Genomic DNA, 23506 nt, shown 5'->3' with positions numbered 1-23506 from the left:
ATCTCAAGCAGATCTTCTGGAGCGCTGTCATGTCATCCATTGCTGCCCGCCTCGAGCGGCTGCCCCTCTCGGGCTTTCACCGCAAGCTGCTCGTGATCGGTGGACTCGGCTACATGTTCGACGGGCTCGATTCGTCGTCGCTCGCGTTTCTTCTGCCCGTCGTCAGCAAGCTGTGGCATCTGTCGAGCGTGCAAAGCGGGCTCGTCGCGAGCAGCACGTATATGGGGTACTTCTTCGGCGCGTTCCTGTCGGGAGTGCTCGCGGATATCATCGGCCGGCGCCGCATCATGATGTCCGCGCTTTCGATCTATTGCGTCGCGTCGTTTGCAAGCGGCATGGTCAACGACTGGCACGTGTTCTTTGCGCTTCGCATCCTGGCCGGCTTCGGCTCGGGTGCGGAAGCCGTCGTCATCGCGCCGTTCCTCGCTGAATTCATTCCGCGCCGCTATCGCGGCATGTTCTGCGGCGCGCTCGTCGGCTTCATGTCGTTCGGCTATGTGACGTCGTCGATTCTCGGCTATACGGTGATCGGCAAGTTCCCCGATGGATGGCGCTATATGGCCGTCATCACCTCGCTGCCGGTGGTCATGCTGCTCTGGTGGCGCAGGATGCTTCCCGAATCGCCGCGCTGGCTCGAAGCGCAGGGCCGTGTTCGCGAGGCGCTTTCGATCGTCGAGACCGTCGAGGCGTGGTTTGCGAAGCAGGGCATTGCGCTGCCCGAGCCGTCGGTCAGCGCAACGCCCCTGGCCATTCCCACGAAGCCGCGCGGTGCATTGGGCAACGTCGCGGCGATCTGGTCGCACAAGCTCGCGAAAACGACTGCGGTCAGCTGGCTAATGTGGTTCTCGGTCGCGTTCGCGTACTACTCGTTTTTCTCGTGGATACCTAGCCTGCTCGTCAAGGAAGGACTGACGATCACGAAGAGCTTCGGCTACTCGATTGCGATCTATGGCGCGCAGATTCCGGGCTACTTCTCGGCTGCGTGGCTCAACGAAAAGATCGGCCGCAAACGCGTGGTCGCGAGCTATATGCTGCTCGGCGGCGTGGCTGCGATTGCACTTGCTTTCTCGCACACGGCGACGCAGATCATGATGGCGGGCATCTGCCTGTCGTTCTTCATGAACGGTGCGTTCGCGGGCGTCTATGCATACACGCCGGAAATCTTCCCGACAGCGGTGCGCACGACGGGAACGGGCAGTTCGTCTTCGTTCGGCCGCATCGGTTCGGTGAGCGCGCCGATTCTCGTCGGCTTCGTGTATCCGGCAGCGGGTTTTCTGGGCGTATTCGGCATGACGACGGCGGTGCTTGTCGCGGGCGCATGCGTGGTGCTGGTGTTCGGCATCGAAACGCGTGGCCGCTCGCTCGAAGAGATCGAAGCGCAAGAGCTTGGCGCGCGCGCCGCGCCTTCGCCGCTTCCGTCGCGCGATGCGGCCTCTGTCGCGGCATCGGAACAGCAGGCGGCTTCCAGCGGACGCGCCGGTGCCGCCGCCAAACAGTTTTGATCACGCGAATGCACAGGGATGAACCGCATCATGCAGCACGACTCCACGCAGCACCACGCGCTCTCGATCGCCGATGTCTCGCTCCTTGCGCACGCGATCCGTCAGACCGACCAGCCGAAGGCCATCTTCGAGGCGGTCGAGCAGGTTGCGCAGAATGCGATCGGCTTCAGGCTTTTCACGATCATGTGCTTCGATGCCGAGCGATTCGAAGTCGAGCGGCTGCACTCGAACATGCTCGACGTGTATCCGCTGAGCGGCCGCAAGAAGAAACACGGCAGCGTGTGGGGCGAGCACACGCTGCGTGACCTGAAGCCATTTCGCGCGACGACGCCCGATGGCATCCGCGTCGCATTCGACGACCACATGGTGATGACGGGCATGGGGCTCGGATCGATTCTCAACATACCGGTGGCGTACAACGGCCGATGCGTCGGCACGATGAACATGACGCACGTCGCGGGCTGGTACACGCAGGCGCATGAAGAGATCGGCCTGCTGCTTGCTGCGTTCATCGCGGCGCCGCTTGCGTTGCATCAGGCGGCGAGCGTCAGCGCGACGTGATGCTGATGCGGCCGAACTGCTCGACAACCGCCGTCAATAGACCGGGCAGTTCGCCGCAGTGAGAGCACGGGAGCCTGCTTATGGCTCGCTGTGTCCCGAGCCCCGACCCCCGAGCCTTGCCGTTCAGGTCGACGTCTATTGCTCGATCTTCGGCTTCGGCATTCTGTCCGCGTATCCCGCGAGGCCAGCCTTCGATACCGTCATTCAGGCGATGAGCGGTCTGATGGACCCGACGCGCAGCGACGGCGAGCCGGTCAGGCTGGGCGCGTCCGGCGCGGACATTCCCGGCGGACAGGCGGCGCTCTTCGCGATCGTCGAAAATCTCGCCGGGTGTTCGCGGCAGGCGGCGACGTTCGTTGAAATTTCGATGCAGGACGTAGCCGCGTGGTGCGCGCTGTTCGCGTTGGGCAATCCCGCGCCGGCAGGCATCGTCGTGTTGTTTCAATGCGCCATCGGCAGATCCAGCCGCCACGTCAGATTGCTGCGCGCGCGCGTTTCGCAGCGAGTGTGAAAAAAGTCCGTGAGATAGATGCGCGGACGCGCCAGCAGGCCGCCCAGGAGTGCCCGTTCGTGCTGGTCGTACGCGCGATCGTCGAGGTCCGGCCGCTCGGCACGCAGGCGTTCTCCGTCGCGACGAAAGAGGCTGCGCGAAGCGCCGAGCACGGCAAGGTCGATATCGCACGCGAAGCGTTCGTCCAGTCCGGCCGGCGCGTTCGTATGCCGCGTCGCGAGAATCATGTCGCAGATGCACTCGCTCGCCGCGATACGGCCGTCCGCCCATTGCCGGAACCAGCTCGCGCTGCGTTGTTCGTTGTCCCGCGCGCCGGGCGCGTAGATCACGTCGTGGCACCACAATGCAAGCTCGACGGCATCGGGATGCGGAATCTCGTCGCGTGCCCGGTCGAAATCGCGCAAGCAGCGGCGCACGTGCTGCAGCGTGTGGTATCGACGCGCCGGCTCGGCATAGCGCTGCGCGAGGTCGGCGCAAACGGCCTCGGCACGCGAGCCGCCGCTGCGTGACCACAATGCGATGAAGCGCGCCTGCGTCTGCGTCATTTCGTTCGATTCCCGTCATGTGCCGATGCGCGCTCTTTGGGCGCGGCACGCAGCGCGGCGTCGCCGTCAGGCGGCGAACGCGTCGCGATGTTCAAAGAAACTCCCTGCGAATGTCGATGCTCGATCGTTGCCCGATGTTCCGGTAGTGATGCATGAGCCACATATCCGCCTCGTGCCTTCCCTTGTCGTGCAGGCCGCACAGGAAATCCCAATCGGCGTTGTACTTGCTGGACACGCTCAGCGTGCACATCGCGTCGTCGGATCGAATCGAATGGATCAGCATTTCCTTCATCTCGCCGCGCTCGATCTTGCCTTGCTGGATCAGCTCGGTCACGAACGCGACCGCTCGCATTTCGCGCATCAGCGACGAGTTGAAGCTGATTTCGTTGATGCGGTTGAGAATCTCGGCGGCCGACATCGGCACGCCCCGGCGAACGAGCGGATTGATGTGGACGATCACGATGTCGCGCGTGTTGCAGTTGTATATCAGCGGGTAGATGGCTGGGTTGCCCATGTAGCCGCCGTCCCAGTAGTGCTCGCCGTCGATGGTGATCGCCTGGAACAGCGTCGGCACGCACGCGGACGCGAGCACTGCGTCCACACAGACGTCGTCGCCCGTGAAGAGGCGGATCTTCCCCGTCTCCACGTTGGTCGCGCACAGGAAGAGACGGATGGGGCAGTGCTTGCGCAACGCGGCGAAGTCGACTTTGCTCTCGAGCACCTCGCGCAGCGGATTCAGATTGTTCGGATTGAACTGGTACGGCGAGAAGACGCGCAGCATCATGTCGGCAAACGCATAGAGCGGCGAATGATCGAGCCCGAAGCTGTGCGTCCCTTTCAGCCAGGGCATCCAGCGCAGCGGGTTGTAGCGGTCGGCGGAACGCGAGACGGCGCGCCAGAAGTCATGCAGCGCCTCGCGCGCGCCGTCCGCGCCGCCTTTCGACAAGCCGTACGCGAGCACCGTGGCATTCATCGCGCCGGCGCTGGTCGCGCTCACGCCCTCGATCGTCAGCCGGTCGTCTTCGAGCAGCCGGTCCAGCACGCCCCACGTATACGCGCCGTGCATCCCGCCGCCTTGCAATGCCAGCGCGACCGGCTTGCGCGCGTCGTCGGCTCGAGGTTCTGTGTTCTTCGTCGTCATTTTCGGTCTCGTCGGTCGCTGCAAATCGTGTTGCGCATCGGGCGCGGTGCGCCAGGCAGTCTTGCGCCGATGCGCCGATGCGCCGATGCGCCGATGCGTCGCTCGGCTGCCGGCGCTATTGGCCCAATCAGGCGTGGTCAGGTCCGCTCCGCTCAGGCCGGCTCACACCCAATCAGGTCCGCTCAGCCCGTCATCCTGTGTCCGGCGCCAGCGCATCGAGCAATGCTTTCGCCTCTCGCATATCGGCGGTGTCGAAGCCCTCCGACAACCCGTCGTACACCTGGGACAGCACGCTCCGCGCGTCCGCCGCCTTGCCCTCGTCCTGCCACAGACGGGCGAGGCTCGACGCGGCGCGCAACTCGAGCGATCTCGCGCCCAGACGATGAGACACGTCGAGCGCCGTGCGAAAACAGTGTTCGGCCTCGTCGCGGCGAGCCGATGCGCGTTCGTCGTTCTTGCCCCCGAGCAACAGGCTGCCCTTGAGCCGATACAGTTCCGCTTCGTACCAACGCTCGCCCGACTTTTCGACGATCGCCATGGCCTCTTCGAGTGCGCCGAGGCCGCTCGCCGTGTCGCCCGCGCGCCCGTAGCTGTCGGCGAGGAGCGCCAGAAAATACGGGCGATGGTCTTCGCCACCGGCGGCGCGGTCGGCGTCGAGGCCCCGCCGCATCTGGGCAATCCCCTCGTCGATATTTCCACGCTCGCTCAGCACCCAGCCGCAGAAAATGGTTCCCCACGCGAGCCAGTAAAGCAAGCCCTGTTCGGTCGACAGCGTGATGGCGGCTTCGGCATGCTCGCGGACCAGCGACGATTCGCGCCGAAGCTGATGCAACTCGGCCGCGAAGGCGAGGGCGAATGCCAGATTCGGTCCGTGGGCGATCTTGTGCGCAAGGGCAAGCCCCTCCTGGCAGCGCTTGCGAGCCTGATCGGGAAATCCCTGAAGCCATAAGGTCAGCGCGAGGAAGCTCAGCGCCCGGATGCCGGGGTCCACGCCGTGGGCGAACGCATGGGCCTGATGCCGCTCCGGATCGTAGATCGCGAGCGCCTGCTCGTGATGATCGCGGGCGTCGTCGAGATCTCCCTGCAGGAACAGGCACGCGCCGAGCGCGCCATGCGCCTCGACGAGCAGGGCCGGGTCGTTTGCACGGCGCGCCACGTCGAGCATCTGCGTCCCGAGTTCGCGCGCCGGCGCGTACTCCCCGTGCGTCATGTAATAGATTCTCAGGCCCAGTTGCGCCGCGAAGCGTTGCGCCGCGTCGCCCGTCTGCTCGCACAACGCGAGCGCGCGCGTATAGGCCGCGGCGACTTCCGGCGAGCCGTAGCCGCGCACGGACATCAGCGCCGGCCCCAATGAGAGCCGCAGCGCCAGTTCTCTTTGCCTGCGCTCCGGCGTGTCGGGCAGACGATCGAGCAACGTCAGCGCCGCTTCGAGGTGATGCATCGCATCGAGATGTGCGGCATGGCGGAGCGCCAGTTGCGCGGCGCGATGCAGATACTCGACGGCCTTCGGAAGGTTTCCGCTCAAGCTGTAGTGGTGTGCCAGTTCGCTGCTGTAATCGGCGATGCTGGCGGGAAACAGCGCCTCGATCGCCTGCGCGGTTCGCTCGTGCAGCGCGCTGCGCCGCTCGGTGAGCAGCGAGTGCCCGGCAACTTCCTGCGTGAGAGCGTGCTTGAACGAATAGTCCACTTCCGGAAATGCGGGCCGCTCGTAAATGAACTCGGCGGCCTCCAGATGGGAGAGAAGCTGGCGCAGATCGTCGTCCGCGCGCGCGATCTGGTCGCCGCAGATGAGCCGCACCAGGCTGAACGAAAACTCCTTGCCGATCACGGCGAGCGTCTGCAGCAGTTCTTTCTCGGCGACGGGCAGCCGATCGATACGGCCCGCGAGCACGCCTTCGACGGTCGTCGGAATATGCAACGTCGCGGGCGGACGCTCGATCCGGTAGCGGCCCGGCTCGCCGAGCAGCGATTTTTCCTCCGCGAGCGTCTGGACCACTTCCTCCATGAAGAACGGATTGCCTTCCGTCTTCTCCAGGATCAGCTGCTTGAGCGGCGCGAGGCCTTGGTCATCGCCGAGCAGCGCTGCAAGCAGTCCCTGCGCTTCGGCGGGACCAAGCGGTTCGAGCCGCAGCCGCGTGTATTGATTCTCGTGCTGCCAGCCGGGCCGGTACTCGGGCCGATAGTTGACGAGAAGGAGAATCCGCGTCTTCGGCACGCGTTCGATCAGATAGGCGAGAAAGGCTTCCGTTTCGCTGTCCAGCCATTGCAGGTCCTCGAACAGCAGTTCGATCGGCTGGTCCTGGCTCTCGCGCGCGAGGAGTTGCGTGATCGCATCGAAGGTCCGGTCCCGGCGGATCTTGGGGTCCATTTCCTCCAGCGCCGAACCGGGTTCGCCGATGCCCAGCAGAAACAGCAGATAAGGCACGAGACTCTCGAAGCTGCGTTGCAGTATGAGCGCCTTGCCCATCATCTTTTCGCGGCATCGGCGCTCGTCGTCCCGCGCGGTGATCTGGAAATAGTTCTTCAAAAGCTCGATCAGCGGCAAATTGGCAAAAGCCTTGCCGTGAGAAACCGAGAACGTTTCGAGCACCAGGCAGCCGTGTCGCGAACGCTCCTTGAACTCATGAAACAGCCGCGACTTCCCGACGCCTGCTTCACCGACCACGCCGACGACCTGCCCGCGCCCCTCCCGGGTCATCTCGAGCGCCCGGTTCAAGTGCTCCATTTCGACCTCGCGGCCGACGAACCGGGCCAGTCCGCGATGCGCTGCCAATTGCAGGCGCGTGCGCAGCGCGCCGGGGCCGAGGACTTCGTACACCGATAGCGGCGCGCGAATGCCCTTCAGTTGCGTGGCCCCCAATGACTTGAACTCGAAATAGCCTTCGGCCAGCTTGTGGGTGGACTCGCTGACGAGAATCGACGTGGGGGCGGCGATCCCCTCCATCCGCGACGCAATGTGGATCGTATGGCCGACGGGGTCGTAATCGGTGTGCAGGTCATCGGTGCGGATCGAACGCACGACGACTTCGCCTGTATGGACGCCGACGCGGATTTGCAGCGGAATGCCTTTCTCCAGACGGATGCGGTCGGCGTGGCGGCGCATCGCTGCCTGCATGCGCAGCGCCGCGAAGAGCGCGCGCTGCGGATGATCCTCATGGGCGATCGGCGCGCCGAACAGCGCAAGGATGCCGTCACCGAGCGACTTCGCCACATAGCCTTCGTAGTAGTGAACGGCTTCCATCATCAGCGCGACGACGGGGTCGATGAGGCGATGGGCCTCCTCCGGGTCCAGGTCGTGGATCAAGGCGGTGGAGCCGGCCATGTCCGCGAACAGCGCGGTGACGGTCTTGCGCTCGCCGGCGGTTTCGCCGCGCGCATCCATCGCCGCCTGTTCGGCCAGGATGCGTTCGGCGAGGTGGTGCGGCGTGTAATGGATAGGCGCCGGAGACGGCGACGAGACAGACTGCGGATGCGGGACAGGCGCCACGGATGCATCGGTCAGCGGCGCGCCGCATGCATTGCAGAATCTGGCCGACGAACTCGCCTCATGGCCGCAGCGCGGACACGTGCGCGACAGCATGGCCCCGCACGCTTCGCAGAATTGCGCCCCAGTGAGGTTTTCGAATCCGCAGTTTGCGCAGCGCATACTCCCTTCCCATGCCGAGCGCCATTACTTGAAGATTATGCTCCCGGTCCGGTTGCGGCACACCCGGTTGAACTGCAAATCACGTGCAGTCAGAGCGAGGCGCGGGGAGGGCGGCCCATTGTGCCGAATGAACGGCAGGCGGGTGTCTCGATCGAGCGGAAATTGCAGGGAAGGAAGTCACGCGTCGCGGGCGTCGGCGATCCGTACCCGGATGCGAAGCGACGGTCGCGGTGCGGTGTGGTGCGGTGCGGTGCGGGGCGCTGGTTGACTTGCGCCCCGCGATCGGCTGATCAGTTGCCGCGATACATCGGGTCGGCGTTGTCTGCCATCGAGGGGCCACCCGACTCGTATTTGGCGGGCTCGTTCCCGCCGACACCACTATGGCGTTCTTCCATCATGCGTGCCTGGGCTTCTTCGACGGCCAACGTTTGAGCGCTTTGGCCGCGTTGCGATGCAGGTCCGCCGTCATCGGGGCGATAGTACGGTGCGGGGCCATAGCCGCTCGCGAAGGCGGGTGCGGCCAACGAAGCGGAGCTTGCAATCAGCAAAGTGGCGATGAGTTTCGTGTTCATAGGTAGTCCTATATTAATAATTGAATTCCCGAATGTAGCCGGATCAGGATCATTGGGGCGCGCTATTCAACGTTGATGGAATGATGCAAATGCCCGCCGCGCGCAGACAGAGAGGCTCGAACGAACAAGAACATTGCTGGAATCCACGCAATATTGCTGACGCCGCGGCGAAAGCACGGAACCGGTCGTTGTCGCGCCCATCGCTGCAAATGCACAGGTTGTGCCAAAGCGGGTTCATCAGGCTCGCAAGCGATCGTAAGCCATGGAAAACAAAGAAGATTCGCGTTCGATCGCAATCTCTTCCGGCGAACCCGACGTGTGCCGATGTCCGGCTGACGACGAACACTTCGCGGTTCGCTGTCTGGTCTGATCCAACAGAGCTGGTCCACGCACACGCGTGGCGGATTCGACTCGGTGAGCGACTCGCGGGAACGTGATGCCGCAGGTCTGCCCTGGAAAAGACCGATACGTCACGGCCCGGATGAAGAACAAATTGCGCGCGATAAAGTTAGGAGAGCTTCACGCGAAGATTCGAAAAAGAAAGAACTCATTCAGCTGAAAAATGCGCATCTAAATCGATGAGGTTCTTTTGAATCCGGAATTGAGTGAGTTGTCGGAAATGGGCGTTCAAGTTCTACGGGATCTCTCGCTTTCGCTTTCCTTGTCGTTCGACCTGAACGGCGCGTCGGGAATGCAGTTGCAAGAGATCTTCGTATGACGAAATACGCTCTATCAACGATGTGGTTCTAATGCATTATTTTCATGCGGACTGTCCCGAATTCCGATTTAACATTTGTTCCCCGGCCTGAAGCTACCGAATTCGCGGGCCGGCTATAAGAGACTGGAACAATCTACTGAAATATCAAACGGCCTTTGCATCAATGGGTAATTAATGCCTGCAGGTAACGTTTAGTCCAGATAACACGGAGCGAGACAAACATGCTGAGCCCTCACGAATTCGCTACTCTCATGCTGGTCAAGGCTGCGCCCGAACAGATCGACCTTGGTCGCGAAGAACTGGATACGCTTCTGGAGCGTCAACTGGTGGCGCTGGAAAAACTGGCGTCCGAAGTGCAGCGTCCCCGTCTTACGCTTCACGGGGTTTCGGTCCTTCAGGCCATTACCCGAAAACACTAAGCTCGCGCGGACCCGGAACCTTATCCGCGGAATCCTCTCGCAAGGCGTTTGCGGCAGGCGTATTGCCGTTCGTCGTACGCGCGATGCGTTCCGAAGATGAGCGAGCGAATCAATCTCGCTTGAGCACCTGAAAATCACCCGTCATGTGCGTGCCACTTGCGGCGCGCATCATTGGTTTGCGTACATCGTCCGCAGTGGGACGCTCGCGTCAGACGCGAAGCGTCCGCATGCGGATCGCTCGATTCGGGGGCTTGATGATGCTCACGCAGGGACAGGTCGCCGCAATCCGGATGGCGACCCGTGCGGATGCGTCCGGCACTGTTCGGAACCACGGACCACGTGTCGCGAACCCATTGCGGGTAATGCGCCGAGAGCCGTGCAGAGAATCTGAAACTGGCTGAACCCGTGGCCGTTCGCGATGCATTGGACCATACCGGTATTCACATCTTGTCATGGCCAAACGGACTTCAATTGCGCTGGCATGTCGTTGAGCGTGGCGGCACCTTTGACCTTATCAGGAGATGTTATGCACTTCTACCACCACGGTGTAGCGATACAACCGGCGGTTGCAAGAAGCGGCAATACCTTTGTCGCGCGCGTATCCATTCTCGAAGAGGATGGCGAACTCACCTCGCTGGGTGATTTGGGGCATTTTGCGAACCGGCAATCAGCGATCGCGTTTGCCGTGAAGTGCGGTACTGCATTCGTTGACGAAGAGCCGATGCCGCGGCCACCCTGTGATATCCGCCACGCTTGAAGCGTGGCGGCCGCTACCGTTCGAATTCTTCTGGCGAAGCGGGTTATGTGGCCGCCCCGCGAACCGGCGAGGATTCAACCGGCCACTGGCGACACGACCCCTTTCTTGAGCAGCAGATTGCCATAGGGTCGCGTTTCCCCCGTCTGCACGATTGCGAAGCCGGCTCTCGCTCGCGCGTAGAACTCATTGCGCGCTAGCCCCTCGGCTTCGGAACATCCGTGGCGTTTCAACACACGCTGAAGGTCGAGCGTTGCGGGCGGAGGCGCGGGCAACGGATCGATCGGCGTCATGACCCAGGCGGCGCAAGGCACTGCCTCGTCTAACGGGAAAAGTCGCAGCACCTCGTTCGCAAGTTCCGCCGATGTGCAAGACGGCAACCGGATCAGCTGACGCGCGTGAGAAGCGGCGGGGAAGTTGGCATCGACCAGCGCGATCTCGTCGCCGTGCCCCATCGATGCAAGCGTGAAGAGCAGATCCGGCGACAATAGCGGAGAGATTCCCTTTAGCATTTTCGATTCACCTCATGCTATTTGATAAACCGGGTTTCGATCGGCATTCGGCATGCTGTCCGAATGCCGATAAAAACAAAGCGGCCAAACTCAGGTGATCGCGCCCAGTTGCCACGGCACGAACTCGTTCTGGCCGTAGCCATGCAGTTCGCTTTTCGACTTCTCGCCGGAAGCGGTCGCGAGCATCAACTGGAAAATCTCTTCGCCCAACTCATCGACGCTACGCGTGCCGTCGATGACCGCGCCGCAGTTCAGATCGATATCTTCCTGCTGCCGCTGCCAGAGCGCCGTGTTGGTCCCGAGCTTCAGCGATGGCGACGGCGCGCATCCGTAAGCCGATCCGCGTCCCGTCGTAAAGCAGATCAGGTTCGCGCCGCCCGCGACCTGGCCCGTCGCGGAGACGGGATCGTAGCCGGGCGTGTCCATGAACACGAGGCCCTGCGCATTGACCGGCTCGGCATAGCGGTAGACGTCAACCAGATTTGTCGTGCCGCCCTTGGCGACTGCACCAAGCGACTTTTCGAGGATCGTCGTCAGCCCGCCCGCCTTGTTGCCCGCCGACGGATTGTTGTCGAGGCTCGCGTCCATCCGCGCGCAGTACGCTTCCCACCAGCGAATGCGGGCGATCAGCTTTTCGCCCACTGCCTGCGAGATGGCGCGGCGCGTGAGCAGATGCTCGGCGCCATAGATCTCCGGCGTTTCGGAGAGGATCGCCGTGCCGCCGTGCGCGACGAGCCGGTCCACGGCCGCGCCCAAAGCGGGATTCGCGCTGATCCCCGAGTAGCCATCGGAGCCGCCGCATTGCAGGCCCACCACCAGATGGCTCGCGTCGACGGGCTGACGCTGTACCTGATTCGCGTCGACGAGCATGGCCTCGATCTGTTCGATGCCCGCGGCCACCGTGCGTGCGGTGCCGCCGCTGCTCTGGATCGTCAGCGTCTTCAGCGATGCGCCTCCTTGCAGTCCTTGCCCCTGCATCAGTCCGTCGATCTGGTTGGTCTCGCAGCCCAGGCCCACGATCAGCACCGCCGCAAAATTCGGATGACGCGCGTAACCGCCGATCGTGCGCCGAAGCACATCGAGCGCCTCGCCGTTCGCGTCGACTGCGCAGCCCTGGCCGTGCGTGAGGGCCACGACGCCATCGACGTTCGGATAGTCGGCGAGCGCCTGCGGGTTGATGTCGCGCCGGAAGTGATCGGCGATCGCGCGCGCGGCCGTGGCCGAGCAGTTCACCGACGTCAGTATGCCGATGTAGTTGCGCGTCGCCACGCGCCCATCGCTGCGCACGATGCCCTGAAACTGCGCGGGCGGCCTCACGTGCGCGGTCGGCCGGATATCGGCGCCGAATGCATAGTCGCGTTCGAACGAACCGATCGCGAGGTTATGTGTATGCACGTGCTCACCCGACGCAATGGAACGCGTCGCGAATCCGATGATCTGCCCGTAGCGTCGCAAGGGTGCGCCCGCTTCGACAGCGCGAACCGCGACCTTGTGCCCAGCGGGAATCAGCCCGCGCACCGTGACGCCATCGCTCAGACGCATGCCCGCCACGAGCTGATGCCGCGCGATCACGACATCGTCAGCGGGATGCAGCCGGATGACGGCATCTGTCGATGAGGCATTGGCGGCAGGCGCTCCCGCTGCAAATTCCGTAGTCGTAGCCATCAGATGGCCTCCGTGCAGGTGTCGACGGGCGCGGCCGCGCTTGTCGCTATGCCGTCGACGAGGCGTGGCAGGTTCCACGGATTCGCGTCGCGCAAAGCGGGCGGAAGGCTGGCGTCGGGATAGTTCTGGTAGCACACGGGGCGCAGAAAGCGCTCGATGGCCGCGCTGCCCACCGACGTGCCGCGCGCATCCGTCGTAGCAGGATAAGGTCCGCCGTGGACGATCGCATCGCTCACTTCCACGCCCGTCGGATAGCCGTTGAACAGCAGTCGTCCGACCTTTGTCTCCAGCGCCGCGAGCAACGCGGCTTGCTGCGCGAGATCGGTCCCGTCCGCGAGCACCGTCGCGGTCAGCTGGCCTTGCATCTTGTCGGCGAACGCGACGAAATCGCGTTCGTCGTCGAGTTCGACCAGTATCGTCGAAGGACCGAAGACTTCTTCTTCGAGCGCGTCGCCGCCGAGCAAGGCGTCGCGCGCGGCAATGAACAGATGTCCGCCGACGCGTTCATCCTGCCCGGCCGCCAGCAGTTCTTCGACACCCGGCAGCGCACGCAATTCCGCCACGCCGCGCCTGAAGTTCTCGCGAATGCCTGCGCCGAGCATCGGTTGCGGCGCGGCTTGTTCGAGCGCGTCGCGCAACGCCGACTTGAACGTATCGAGCGCTGGCGAGCGCACGCCCAGCACCAGACCGGGATTCGTGCAGAGCTGACCGCAGCCGAACGTCACGGATGCCGCCAGTTCCCGCGCGATCTGCGCGCCACGCCCGGCGAGCGCCGAAGGCAGCAGGAAGACGGGGTTCACGCTGGACATCTCCGCGAAGACGGGGATCGGCTCGCGCCGCGCCTGTGCGAGATCGAAGAGGGCGCGGCCCGCGGCGAGCGAGCCGGTGAAGCCCACGGCCTTGATCTGCGGCGCCTTCACCAGCGCCGCGCCTGTCGCCGCCGTACCGTAGACCATATTGAAGATGCCGGCCGGAAGACCCGACTTCGCGACGGCGCGCACGATCGCGTCGGCGACGAGTTCGGACGTCACCATGTGGCCGGGATGCGCCTTGACCACGACGGGACAACCGGCCGCGAGCGCCGATGCCGTATCGCCGCCCGCGACGGAAAAGGCGATCGGGAAATTGCTGGCGCCAAATACGGCCACGGGTCCGACGGCGACGCGATATTGCCGCAGATCGGGGCGCGGCAGCGGCGTGCGATCCGGCTGCGCGCGATCGATACGAACATCGAGAAAATCGCCGCGACGCACCGTGGCGGCGAACATCCGCAATTGATTGCTCGTGCGCTTGCGCTCTCCTTCGAGACGCGCGACGGGCAACGCCGTCTCGCGATTCGCCTCGGCGATGAACGACGCGTCCAGCGCGTCGATTTCATCGGCGATCGCTTCGAGAAGCGCGGCGCGCACGGTCGGGCTCGTCGCGCGAAAGGTGGGGAACGCCTGCTGCGCCGCTTGCGCTGCCGCCGTCACTTCGGCTTGCGTTGCCTCGTAGAAGCTGACGGGATAGCGCTCGCCCGTGATCGCATCGACGCTGTGCAACGGGGTGCCGGCCGCATGGCGCTCTCCGGCGATGTAGTGGTGTCCAAGAATCATCGAATTAGAACGTGAAAGTGAAATCTGTCGAGCGAAATCCGTGGAGCTAGGCCGTCATGCCGTCTCGGACCGGGACGAACGCTGCTTGATCGCGAACGAACGCTGCGCCACCGCGCCGATGCTCAACAGCAGGAGCACGCCGCAGCCGCCCGCGATCGCGAGCGCAAGCATGCCGGCTCGCTGGCTATGGAAGCTGGATTCGACTGCCGTCTTCAGCGTCGGCGCGAGAAAGCCGCCGAGATTGCCGAGCGCGCCGATCAGCGCGATGCCGCTTGCCGCTGCCGTTCCGCTCAGATAAGCGGTGGGCAGCGTCCAGAACAGCGGTTGCACGACCACGAAGCCAATCGCGGCAACACAGAAGGCCAGCAGCACGGGGACGAGTTCGTGTCCGAGCGTCGACAGCGCGATGCCCGTAGCGGCCATCACGAGCATCGCGATCGCGAATTGCCGGTGTTTGCCGCTGGCGTCGGCGATACCCGTCACGACGCGCAGCGCGATCAGCGCGCACAGCCAGGGAATCGCGGTTAGCAGACCGACCTTCAGGCCGACGGCCGTGCCCGTCAATTCGGAAAGGCGCGTCGGCAGATAGAAGATGACGCCGTAGACGCTGACCTGAATCGCAAAGTAGATCGCGACGAAGCGCATCACCTGCCAGTTGCGCAGCGCCGCGAGCGCGCTCGCGGGACCGTGGGCGACTTTATGGCGGTCTTCCGCCGCGATGGCGGCTTCGAGCGCGGCCTTTTCATCGGCGTTCAGCCAGCTCGCGTGGCGCGGCTTGCTGACGAGATAGAAAAACGCGATGACGCCGACCACTGTCGCCGCGATCCCTTCGATGATGAACATCCATTGCCAGTTGTGCAGCCCGAGCTGACCGCCCATCACCTCCAGCAACAGGCCGGAGAGGGGGCTGCCCAGCACGAGCGCGAGCGGCAGGCCGAAGTAATAGACGCCGAGCGCCTTGCCGCGCTGGCTTGCCGGAAACCAGTACGTCGAGTACAGGATGACGCCCGGAGAAAAGCCGGCCTCGGCCACGCCGAGAATGAAGCGCAGCACGTAGAACGACGTTTCGTTGTGGACGAACATCATCGCCGCCGACGCGAGGCCCCATGTCACCATGATCCGGCTCATCCAGACTTTCGCGCCCACGCGATGCATGATCAGGTTGCTGGGAATCTCGAACACCGCGTAGCCGATGAAGAAGATGCCGGCGCCGAGTGCATACGCGGCATCGCCGATGTTCGCATCGACCATCAGCGCCTGCTTGACGAAGCCGACGTTCGAGCGGTCGAGCATCGACAGCGCGAACATCAGCGCGAGGAACGGTGCCAGCCGGTTGCGCGCTTTCCTGATGGCGCCGGCGAGCGCGTCGTGGTTTGAAGCCTGGGTCTGCATTGTTTGTCTCCCGTGTCATGCAGGACGGTTGCCGTGCATGGCCACGTCATGTGTATCGATCGGTCCACCGACGCGCGCGGCCGGTGGGACGCACATTGAAATGCGAGTGGCGCGTATCGCGTATCGCGAGCCGCCAGGGCTGAATTCAGAGCGGCTTGCCGAGCAGCCCTCGTTGCGCGAGGTTGTTGATCAGCGCGCGCGCGCCGAACTGCCACGGCGCGATACGGTCGCTGCGGCCGACGCGGTTCACAAGCGTGCCGAGCGACGGCGTGGCGATCCGCACGATGTCGCCTTCCTTGTGCGTGAAGCCGCCGCCGGGCGCATCGCGATCCTCGACGGGCGCAAACAGCGTGCCGAGAAACAGCATCGCGCCGTCGGGGTACTGATGGATATCGCCGATCGTCTGCGCGACGAGATCGAGCGGATCGCGCGTGATCTGGTTCATCGAGCTTGTGCCGACCAGCACGAAGCCGTCTTCGCCCTCGACACGCAAGCCGATTTCCGCCTGCCGCACGTGATCGATCGAAAAGCTCTCGTCGAACAGGCGCAGGAACGGACCGATGGCGGTCGACCCGTTGTTGTCCTTCGCCTTGCCGAGCAGCAGTGCGCTACGGCCTTCGAAGTCGCGCAGGTTGACGTCGTTGCCGAGCGTCGCGCCCAGCACCTGGCCACGGCTGTTGATCGCGAGCACCACTTCGGGTTCGGGATTGTTCCACTCCGACTTCGGATGCAAGCCGATCTCCGTGCCCGTGCCCAGCGCGGACAGCACGGGCGCCTTCGTGAAGACCTCCGCATCGGGGCCGATGCCCACTTCGAGGTATTGCGACCACATGCCTTGCGCGATCAGCAGGGCCTTGAGTTCGCGCGCCTCGGTCGAGTCCGGACGAATGCTGGCGAGGCTGTCGCCGACGAGTGCCTGGATCTTCGCGCGAATCTGCGCGGCGCCAGCGGGATCGCCCTTGGTCTGTTCCTCGATCACGCGCTCGATCAGGCTGCCCGCGAACGTGACGCCCGCCGCCTTGATGACCTGGAGATCGCAGGGTGCGAGCAGATGCGCGCGGGTATCCGTGCTTGTGCCGCTTGCGCTGGCGGGCGCGCCCGCGAGGATCGACTCGAGACTGCCGATCCAGCGGCCAGCGGCATTGCGCACCGTGGCCACCGGGTCGTCGTGTTCCAGCAGGCTGCTCATGGTCGGCGCGACGTCGGAAATGTCGAAAACGCCATCGGCGCGCAGCACGACCACGGCCGGGCCGCCCGGCGTCGTGTCGGTCGGCGGCAGCCATGCGCGTCCGACCAGTGTGCCCTTGAAGCCGTCGTCGGGAAGCGTGTTTTTGGCGTCCAGCACTAGCGAGGTAGTCATCGTTATCTCCATGGATTCTTGTTGTCGCCCGGTCGCCCGGTCGCCCGCCAGCATCGTGGCGGCGTACCGGCAAGGTGCAAGGGTAAGGTGCAACGGTACGCGCGGCTCCGATAAACATCCAATCGTTTATTCGGTAATATCGATTCCGTTTCGTTATGAGTAAGGCGTGGTTTACCTGTATGGCCAAACATTCCGCTTCAGCCGTTCCGTCGGTGTCCGTGTTGACCCGATTGCGCTTCCGCCACCTGCAATTGCTCGATATTCTTGGGCGCACGCGCAACCTGCGCATCGCCGCCGAGCAGATGCACATCACCCAGCCCGCCGCGACCAAGATACTCGGCGACACGGAGGCCATATTGGGTGCGCGGCTGTTCGAGCGTCTGCCGCGCGAGATGCGTCCCACCGAACTCGGGATGTTTGCGTTGCGTTACGCCGGCGCTGCCGTCGCCGATCTCGGCAAGTTCGTGAACGAGCTGGATGCGCTGCGACTGGGCGGCCACGGTCATCTGACGGTCGGCGCGATCTCCGCGTCGGCGGCCGGCGTGGTGGCCGAGGCAATGCGGGATATCCTGCACAAGCGTCCGTTGTTGCGAATCCGGCTCGTCGAGCAGAGCAGCGATCAGTTGGTCGTGTGGCTCGAGGAGAGAAAGATCGACATCATGGTCGGACGCCTGACCGAGCCGCATCACCAGGCGCTGTTCGATTTCGAGAAGCTGTCGCTCGAGCCTGTGTGGGTCGTGTGCGGCAAGCGGCATCCGCTGCTGGACCGCGCGAGGCCCGAAGTGGCCGATCTCGCCGGGTGGCCGTGGATCCTGTATCCGCCCGCGACGGCTATCCGGCATCTGTTCGAGGAGACCGTGGCCGCTGCCGGCATCCGTTCGCTGGTCGGCATGGTCGAGACGCCGTCGATCTTCTCGGCACTGGCGCTGCTGCAGACAACCGACATGCTGTCGCTTCAGCCGCGTGCCGCCGTCGAAAAGTACGTCGACGAAGGATTGCTCGGGCGACTGGAGGTGCCCATTCGCCGGACGATGCCGCACTACGGCATCGTCACGCGCAAGAACGAGCCGCTGTCGGAGCCGATGCAGGAGTTCATTTCGATCTTGCGCACGGTCGCGGAGCAGTCGCACGCGTGATGACGACGCAGCGGCGCAGTCCTGGGGAGGGCGCCGCGTCTGTCGGTCGATGGCGCGGTGCGCACGCTGTTCACGCGTTCGAACGCGAAGAGCGTGCCGCAGCCCTCGCAATTAAACGGGCGCGTGTGTCGTTGCGTGGATCGCGTCGCCCGAAGATAGAGGCTCCGGCGCATCGGCGGGAATCAGGCCATCGGCCTTCAACGCTGCCCAGAATGCCGACGGAATCGGCTCGGTCATTGCCGCGCAGTTCTGTCTGATCTCGCTCGCGTTCCTCGCGCCGGCGATCACGCACGCGACCGCTCGCGGCGCATGCGTGAACTGCAGCGCGGCCGCCTTGAGGTCCACGCCGAAGCGCTCGCAGTGCGCGAGAAGTCTGCGCCGCTTGTCGAGCATCTCCGCCGGCGCCTCCGCATATTCGAACGTCGTGCCGCCGACGAGCAGCCCCGAGTTGAACGGACCGCCCGCGACCAGCTGCACGCCGCGCGCATCGCAAGCGGGGATCAGCGCGTCGAGCGCCGATGTGTCGAGCAGCGTGTATCGTCCGGCGATCAGAAACACGTCCGGGTCCGCGTCGTTCAACGTCATCAGGCACGGCTCGACGCGGTTGACGCCGAGCCCCCACGCGCCGATCACGCCCTGATCGCGCAGATCGCCCAGCGCCCGCATCGCGCCTTCGACGGCGATCCGGTATTGCCGCAGCCAGTCATCACCATGCGCATCTTCGGCGACGTCGTGGATATAGACGATATCGATGCGATCGAGTGAAAGACGCTTGAGACTCTCTTCGATCGAACGGAGCACGCCTTGCGCCGAATAATCGAATTCGACGCGAAACGGCAGTGCGCCGACGTATCCGTGCTGGACTTCGGGAACGGACGCATCGGGAATCAGCAGGCGCCCGACCTTGGTCGAGACGACGAATTCGTCGCGCGCACGATGCGCGAGCGCGCGGCCGAGGCGCTGTTCGGACAGACCCATGCCGTAGAACGGCGCGGTGTCGAAGTAGCGCATGCCGGCTTCCCATGCCGCGCTCAATGTCTCTTCAGCCGCTTCTTCGCTGACGCGCGCGAAGAGATTGCCCAATGGGGCCGCGCCGAAACCCAACGGTCCCGGCGGAATCAGGGCTTGCCTGTTGTTCACGGATTGCCTCGCAAGGTTGTTATTGGTCCCGCTCGCCGCGCGTATGCGCCGATTCGCGCCGCTTCATGCCGCTGCTTCATGCCGATTCATGCCGACTCGCGCCGCTTCATGCGTCGGAGAGCTGCGCCTTGCCCGTGCTTTTCGCTCGCCGCGCCGCGGGCTTCGCGGGCGCTTTCTGTGCGACGAGCGTAAGCCCGCTCGGTGCAGGCGGCGCGACGCACGACTGCCGGATCACCAGCTCGGGTGCGAACACGAGATGCTTGGGCGCGGCGTTCGTCCCGTTGATGCGCTCCAGCAGCAGGTTGAATGCGGCCTCGGCCATGGCATCGACGGGTTGGCGAACGGTTGTCAGCGCGGGAGAGAATGCGGCTGCCCAGGGGAAATCGTCGATTGCTGCAACCGATACATCGCGCGGACACGACAGGCCCGACTCGGAGATCGCGCGCATCACGCCGATCAGCATCTGGTTGTTGGTCGCGAAGATCGCCGATGGCCGCTCGGGCAACGCGAGGAGGGCGTGCGCGCAGTCGAACGCATCGTTTCCATTGAACGCGCCGTGCCGCACGAACTCGGGCACCACGTCGAGACCGGCGCCGCGCAGCGCTTCGACGAAACCGGCCAGGCGATCGCGGCCGGGCACGAGATGCTGCTGCCCCGCGATGATCGCGACGCGCGTGTGACCGAGACTGATGATGTGCTGCATGATCATCCGCGATGCCGCGACGTTGTCGAGGACGACCGAGTCGTAGTCGTCGGCGCGGATGATGTGATCGACCGTGACGATCGGCATGATGCCGACGTCATTGGGCAAGTCCTTGTATGACGCGTCGGGCCCTGCTGCGCAAATGATGGTGCCCGTCGCGAGATGCGCGCGAAGCATCTTCAGATATGAGCGCTCCTGCTCGATATCGCGTTCGCTGTCGCAGAGCAGGACCGCGTAGCCCTGCTCGCGCGCGCGCTTTTGCACCGAATGGACGAGCTCCGTGAAAAACGGGTTCGTGACGTCGGGCACCACGAGCCCGATGATCCGGGTCGCGCCTTTCTTGAGGCTGCTCGCCACGGTATTGGGCGCATAGCCGAGCGCGGCGACAGCCTTCTTCACGCGACCGGTCAGCTCGGGGCTGACATAGGACGAGCCCGACAGCACTGCTGAGACTGTCGCGAGACTGACCTGCGCAAGGCGCGCTACATCCTTCATCGTTGATGCCACGTCGTTTTCCGATATCAGTGAATGCCCGCCATCGCGGGCTGCCGCACCTGACGCCGCCCGTCGTCGAACGGGGAAACGTCGCCACGCTATTGCAACAGCTGTCGTCATGCGCGCGTCGAACCGCGCGCAATCGCAGCATGCGCCGCAACCCTTTTTATCGGGCGTCAGCGAATCCTCAACGAATCATATCCGCTTTCGATTCGCTTGGTAAAGCGTTTAGCGAAACGTTTCGTTTATGACGCGACATGGTTAACCCGATATTGGCTAAGACCGTGTTGACACGGACAACTGAGCCATCTACATTCTCGCCGAAACGTTTCACTAAACGTTTCGCTGAAACGTTCGGCGTCGAGATTGCGCGCCCCCAAAACTGGACGAGAAGAGATGAGTGAGACAGAAACACGGCAGGACGGCAGTCCTCGTCGCGCGCTGGTGTCGATCCGCAATCTGAGCAAGTCGTTTCCTGGCGTGCGGGCGCTCGACAATTGCCAGTTCGAGTTGCTGCCGGGCGAAGTGCACGCGTTGATGGGTGAGAACGGCGCGGGCAAGTCGACGCTGATGAAGGTGCTGTCGGGCGTTTATCAGAAGGACGAAGGGGAGATCCTGATCGACGGCCGGCCCGTCGACATTCCCGATCCGCGCACGGCGCAGGCGCTCGGCATCGGCATCGTTCATCAGGAACTGAACCTGATGAACCACCTGAGCGCCGCGCAGAATATCTACATCGGGCGCGAGCCGCGCCGCGGCATCTTCATCGACGAACGCGCGCTCAATCGCAAGGCCGAGGAGATTTTCGAGCGCATGCATCTGAAGCTCGACCCGCGCACGCCTGTTTCGCAGCTCACCGTCGCGAAGCAGCAGATGGTGGAAATCGCCAAGGCGCTGTCCTTCGATTCGCGCGTGCTGATCATGGACGAACCGACGGCCGCGCTGAACAACGTCGAGATCGACGACCTGTTCCGCATCATTCGACAGCTTCAGTCGAACGGTGTCGGCATCGTCTACATCTCGCACAAGATGGACGAGCTCAAGCAGATTGCCGGCCGCATCACGATCATGCGCGATGGCCAGTATGTCGGCACCGTGCCGGCGGAAACGACGCCGATGGAGACGATCATCAGCATGATGGTCGGCCGCCAGCTCGACACTTCGCCGCGCCATCCGGTGCAGCGCGCGAACGGCGAGATCGCGCTGGAAGTGAAGGGGCTCACGCGCGGCTCCGTGATTCGCGACGTCGGCTTTACGCTGCGCAAGGGCGAAGTGCTCGGCCTCGCGGGCCTGATGGGCGCGGGCCGCACGGAAGTCGCGCGCGCCGTGTTCGGCGCCGATCCCGTCGAGCGCGGCGAGATCCGCGTGCATGGCAAGAAGGTATCGATCAGATCCACGCAGGATGCCGTGCGGCACGGCATCGGCTATCTGTCGGAGGATCGCAAGCAGTTCGGGCTCGCGACGGGCATGGACGTGAAGAGCAACGTCGCGCTTGCGAGCATGGGCCGGTTCGCGTCGCTCGGCATGTTTCTCGACGATTCCGCGATTCAGCGCACCGCCGATCAATACGTCAGCCAGTTGCGCATCAAGACGCCGTCCGTGCACCAGCAGGTGCGCCTGCTGTCAGGCGGCAACCAGCAGAAGATCGTGATCGCGAAGTGGCTGCTGCGCGACTGCGACATTCTCTTCTTCGACGAACCGACGCGCGGCATCGACATCGGCGCGAAGACCGAGATTTACAAGCTGATCGATGCGCTTGCGGCGGATGGCAAGGCCATCGTGATGATCTCGTCGGAACTGCCCGAGATTCTCCGCATGAGCCACCGCGTGCTGATCATGTGCGAAGGCCGAATCACGGGCGAACTTGCGGCCGGCGAGGCCACGCAGGAAAAAATCATGCAGCTCGCGACGCAACGCGAACCTGTCGTTACCGAATGAATTCACGAGGATGACCATGACCAACACACCTAACCCCGTTCCATCGGCCGAGCAGGCGATGCCCCTCGCGCGCGAGCGCAACGCCTCGAACCTCGCCGCGAAGCTGTTTCATTCGGGTGCGCGCCAGAAGCTCCTCGCGTTCGCGAGCCTCGTCGTGCTCATCATCTTCTTCGGCGTTGCGTCGCCGCAGTTCCTGCAAGTCGACAACCTCGTCAGCATCCTGCAGGCGACCGCCGTGAACGGCGTGCTCGCCATCGCGTCGACGTTCGTCATCATCACGGGCGGCATCGACCTGTCGGTGGGCACGTTGATGGCGTTCTGCTCGGTCATGACAGGCGTCGTGCTGACCAACTGGGGCATGCCGCTCTATGTCGGGATTCTGGCTGCGATCTGCTTCGGCGCGCTGAGCGGCGCCGTGTCGGGCGTGCTGGTCGCGAAGCTGCGCATCCCGCCGTTCATCGCCACGCTCGGCATGATGATGCTGATGAAAGGCCTCGCGCTCGTCATTTCGGGAACGCGGCCCATCTATTTCAATGACACGCCGGGATTCACGAGCATTTCGCAGGATTCGCTGATCGGCAACTTCATTCCCGCGCTGCCGATCCCGAACTCGGTGCTGATCCTTTTCGGCCTCGCGATCTTCGCCGCTGTCGCGCTCAACAAGACGCTCTTCGGGCGCTACACGTTCGCGCTGGGCAGCAACGAAGAAGCCGTGCGGCTGTCGGGCGTCAACGTCGACGGATGGAAGATCGCCGTCTACACGATGGGCGGCGCGATCTGCGGCATTGCCGCGCTCGTGATGTCGTCGCGTCTCAATTCGGCTCAGCCTGCTCTCGGCCAGGGCTACGAGCTGGATGCAATCGCGGCTGTCGTGATCGGCGGCACCTCGCTGTCGGGCGGCGTGGGGACGATCACGGGCACGATGATCGGCGCGTTCATCATGAGCGTGCTCGTCAACGGCCTGCGCGTGATGTCGGTCGATCAGGAGTGGCAGATCGTCGTGACGGGCGTGATCATCATCTCCGCCGTGTATCTCGACATGTTGCGCCGGAAGAAGCAGCGGTAACAGCAGCAGTAACAGCAGCAGTAACAGCAGCAGTAACAGCAGCAGTAACAGCAGCAGTAACAGCAGCAGTAACAGCAGCAGTAACAGCAGCAGTAACAGCAGCAGTAACAGCAGCAGTAACAGCAGCAGTAACAG

General features: G+C 63.8%; 20 protein-coding genes. 8 read left to right on the top strand and 12 right to left on the bottom strand.

What is annotated here, in order from left to right; translation table 11 throughout:
- Window positions 1–29 precede the first annotated feature (29 nt).
- From VSR68_RS14725 to VSR68_RS14715, 3 genes are read left to right on the top strand one after another with little or no spacing between them, the layout of a single operon-like run.
- A complete protein-coding gene (locus VSR68_RS14725) occupies window positions 30–1502 on the top strand; it encodes an MFS transporter (RefSeq protein ID WP_342940552.1) in 1473 nt (490 codons plus the stop codon).
- Window positions 1503–1532: 30 nt separating this feature from the next.
- Window positions 1533–2063: a GAF domain-containing protein gene (locus VSR68_RS14720; RefSeq protein ID WP_342940551.1), complete on the top strand. Its 531-nt coding sequence runs from the start codon at window positions 1533–1535 to the stop codon at window positions 2061–2063.
- A 58-nt stretch (window positions 2064–2121) separates the two neighbouring features.
- Window positions 2122–2574 carry a CoA transferase gene (locus VSR68_RS14715; RefSeq protein ID WP_342940550.1) on the top strand — a complete coding sequence of 151 codons (453 nt, stop codon included), beginning with the start codon at window positions 2122–2124 and terminating at the stop codon, window positions 2572–2574.
- On the opposite strand, the gene VSR68_RS14710 is transcribed toward VSR68_RS14715, so the two are convergent.
- The 4 genes from VSR68_RS14710 to VSR68_RS14695 all read right to left on the bottom strand — a co-directional run bounded on the left by VSR68_RS14710 (window position 2505) and on the right by VSR68_RS14695 (window position 8478).
- Window positions 2505–3119, bottom strand: coding sequence for a hypothetical protein (locus VSR68_RS14710; protein WP_342940549.1), 615 nt, complete (start codon window positions 3117–3119; stop codon window positions 2505–2507). The two genes, VSR68_RS14715 and VSR68_RS14710, sit on opposite strands and share 70 nt — an antisense overlap.
- 91 nt (window positions 3120–3210) lie before the next feature.
- Window positions 3211–4260, bottom strand: coding sequence for a patatin-like phospholipase family protein (locus VSR68_RS14705; RefSeq protein WP_342940548.1), 1050 nt, complete (start codon window positions 4258–4260; stop codon window positions 3211–3213).
- A 190-nt stretch (window positions 4261–4450) separates the two neighbouring features.
- Window positions 4451–7906 carry an adenylate/guanylate cyclase domain-containing protein gene (locus tag VSR68_RS14700; RefSeq protein WP_342940547.1) on the bottom strand — a complete coding sequence of 1152 codons (3456 nt, stop codon included), beginning with the start codon at window positions 7904–7906 and terminating at the stop codon, window positions 4451–4453.
- A 290-nt stretch (window positions 7907–8196) separates the two neighbouring features.
- Window positions 8197–8478, bottom strand: coding sequence for a hypothetical protein (locus tag VSR68_RS14695; protein WP_342940546.1), 282 nt, complete (start codon window positions 8476–8478; stop codon window positions 8197–8199).
- 939 nt (window positions 8479–9417) lie between these two features.
- Here VSR68_RS14695 and VSR68_RS14690 point away from each other — a divergent pair.
- Complete coding sequence (locus VSR68_RS14690) at window positions 9418–9615, top strand: hypothetical protein (RefSeq protein WP_342940545.1); 198 nt, start codon at window positions 9418–9420, stop codon at window positions 9613–9615.
- A 526-nt stretch (window positions 9616–10141) separates the two neighbouring features.
- A complete protein-coding gene (locus VSR68_RS14685; RefSeq protein WP_342940544.1) occupies window positions 10142–10372 on the top strand; it encodes a hypothetical protein in 231 nt (76 codons plus the stop codon).
- Between the two features lie 74 nt (window positions 10373–10446).
- On the opposite strand, the gene VSR68_RS14680 is transcribed toward VSR68_RS14685, so the two are convergent.
- The 5 genes from VSR68_RS14680 to VSR68_RS14660 form a co-directional block, all read right to left on the bottom strand.
- Complete coding sequence (locus tag VSR68_RS14680; RefSeq protein WP_342940543.1) at window positions 10447–10881, bottom strand: RbsD/FucU family protein; 435 nt, start codon at window positions 10879–10881, stop codon at window positions 10447–10449.
- Window positions 10882–10971: 90 nt separating this feature from the next.
- Window positions 10972–12546 carry an altronate dehydratase family protein gene (locus VSR68_RS14675; protein ID WP_342940542.1) on the bottom strand — a complete coding sequence of 525 codons (1575 nt, stop codon included), beginning with the start codon at window positions 12544–12546 and terminating at the stop codon, window positions 10972–10974.
- Window positions 12546–14141, bottom strand: a complete 1596-nt coding sequence (locus VSR68_RS14670) for an aldehyde dehydrogenase (NADP(+)) (protein WP_342940541.1) — start codon at window positions 14139–14141, stop codon at window positions 12546–12548. Before VSR68_RS14670 ends, VSR68_RS14675 begins: the two co-directional genes overlap by 1 nt.
- Before the next feature lie 54 nt (window positions 14142–14195).
- Window positions 14196–15533 carry an MFS transporter gene (locus VSR68_RS14665; protein WP_342940540.1) on the bottom strand — a complete coding sequence of 446 codons (1338 nt, stop codon included), beginning with the start codon at window positions 15531–15533 and terminating at the stop codon, window positions 14196–14198.
- 145 nt (window positions 15534–15678) lie between these two features.
- Complete coding sequence (locus tag VSR68_RS14660) at window positions 15679–16893, bottom strand: fumarylacetoacetate hydrolase family protein (protein WP_342940539.1); 1215 nt, start codon at window positions 16891–16893, stop codon at window positions 15679–15681.
- Window positions 16894–17072: 179 nt separating this feature from the next.
- On the opposite strand from VSR68_RS14660, the gene VSR68_RS14655 reads away from it, so the two are divergent.
- A complete protein-coding gene (locus VSR68_RS14655; protein ID WP_342940538.1) occupies window positions 17073–18029 on the top strand; it encodes a LysR substrate-binding domain-containing protein in 957 nt (318 codons plus the stop codon).
- Between the two features lie 111 nt (window positions 18030–18140).
- On the opposite strand, the gene VSR68_RS14650 is transcribed toward VSR68_RS14655, so the two are convergent.
- Complete coding sequence (locus VSR68_RS14650; RefSeq protein WP_342940537.1) at window positions 18141–19169, bottom strand: aldo/keto reductase; 1029 nt, start codon at window positions 19167–19169, stop codon at window positions 18141–18143.
- Window positions 19170–19275: 106 nt separating this feature from the next.
- Entirely contained in the window at window positions 19276–20379 is a 1104-nt protein-coding gene (locus tag VSR68_RS14645; RefSeq protein ID WP_342940536.1) for a LacI family DNA-binding transcriptional regulator, read from the bottom strand.
- Window positions 20380–20763: 384 nt separating this feature from the next.
- Here VSR68_RS14645 and VSR68_RS14640 point away from each other — a divergent pair, with 384 nt between their 5' ends.
- Both VSR68_RS14640 and VSR68_RS14635 read left to right on the top strand, forming a co-directional pair.
- Window positions 20764–22305: a sugar ABC transporter ATP-binding protein gene (locus VSR68_RS14640; protein WP_342940535.1), complete on the top strand. Its 1542-nt coding sequence runs from the start codon at window positions 20764–20766 to the stop codon at window positions 22303–22305.
- Between the two features lie 16 nt (window positions 22306–22321).
- Window positions 22322–23371 (top strand): ABC transporter permease, encoded by a 1050-nt coding sequence (locus tag VSR68_RS14635; RefSeq protein WP_342940534.1) that lies wholly within the window; start codon window positions 22322–22324, stop codon window positions 23369–23371.
- Here the strand turns inward: VSR68_RS14635 and VSR68_RS14630 are convergent.
- Window positions 23322–23506 (bottom strand): hypothetical protein (locus tag VSR68_RS14630; protein WP_342940533.1); only part of this gene is annotated, 185 nt, incomplete at its 5' end. The two genes, VSR68_RS14635 and VSR68_RS14630, sit on opposite strands and share 50 nt — an antisense overlap.

Origin of the sequence: Paraburkholderia phymatum (genome assembly GCF_038900715.1) — a bacterium.
Classification (GTDB): Bacteria; Pseudomonadota; Gammaproteobacteria; order Burkholderiales; family Burkholderiaceae; genus Paraburkholderia; species Paraburkholderia phymatum_A.
Note: the sequence above shows the minus strand (reverse complement) of the source record. Positions and strands in the feature narration are given on the sequence as shown.

Excerpts from the sequence above, each read along its gene's own strand:
- VSR68_RS14670 (WP_342940541.1), bottom strand. The coding sequence starts at position 14,141 with ATGATTCTTGGACACCACTACATCGCCGGAGAGCGCCATGCGGCCGGC.
- VSR68_RS14710 (WP_342940549.1), bottom strand. The coding sequence starts at position 3,119 with ATGACGCAGACGCAGGCGCGCTTCATCGCATTGTGGTCACGCAGCGGC.
- VSR68_RS14680 (WP_342940543.1), bottom strand. The coding sequence starts at position 10,881 with ATGCTAAAGGGAATCTCTCCGCTATTGTCGCCGGATCTGCTCTTCACG.
- VSR68_RS14655 (WP_342940538.1), top strand. The coding sequence starts at position 17,073 with ATGGCCAAACATTCCGCTTCAGCCGTTCCGTCGGTGTCCGTGTTGACC.
- VSR68_RS14700 (WP_342940547.1), bottom strand. The coding sequence starts at position 7,906 with ATGCGCTGCGCAAACTGCGGATTCGAAAACCTCACTGGGGCGCAATTC.
- VSR68_RS14675 (WP_342940542.1), bottom strand. The coding sequence starts at position 12,546 with ATGGCTACGACTACGGAATTTGCAGCGGGAGCGCCTGCCGCCAATGCC.
- VSR68_RS14695 (WP_342940546.1), bottom strand. The coding sequence starts at position 8,478 with ATGAACACGAAACTCATCGCCACTTTGCTGATTGCAAGCTCCGCTTCG.
- VSR68_RS14665 (WP_342940540.1), bottom strand. The coding sequence starts at position 15,533 with ATGCAGACCCAGGCTTCAAACCACGACGCGCTCGCCGGCGCCATCAGG.
- VSR68_RS14725 (WP_342940552.1), top strand. The coding sequence starts at position 30 with ATGTCATCCATTGCTGCCCGCCTCGAGCGGCTGCCCCTCTCGGGCTTT.
- VSR68_RS14640 (WP_342940535.1), top strand. The coding sequence starts at position 20,764 with ATGAGTGAGACAGAAACACGGCAGGACGGCAGTCCTCGTCGCGCGCTG.
- VSR68_RS14685 (WP_342940544.1), top strand. The coding sequence starts at position 10,142 with ATGCACTTCTACCACCACGGTGTAGCGATACAACCGGCGGTTGCAAGA.
- VSR68_RS14720 (WP_342940551.1), top strand. The coding sequence starts at position 1,533 with ATGCAGCACGACTCCACGCAGCACCACGCGCTCTCGATCGCCGATGTC.
- VSR68_RS14635 (WP_342940534.1), top strand. The coding sequence starts at position 22,322 with ATGACCAACACACCTAACCCCGTTCCATCGGCCGAGCAGGCGATGCCC.
- VSR68_RS14690 (WP_342940545.1), top strand. The coding sequence starts at position 9,418 with ATGCTGAGCCCTCACGAATTCGCTACTCTCATGCTGGTCAAGGCTGCG.
- VSR68_RS14705 (WP_342940548.1), bottom strand. The coding sequence starts at position 4,260 with ATGACGACGAAGAACACAGAACCTCGAGCCGACGACGCGCGCAAGCCG.
- VSR68_RS14660 (WP_342940539.1), bottom strand. The coding sequence starts at position 16,893 with ATGACTACCTCGCTAGTGCTGGACGCCAAAAACACGCTTCCCGACGAC.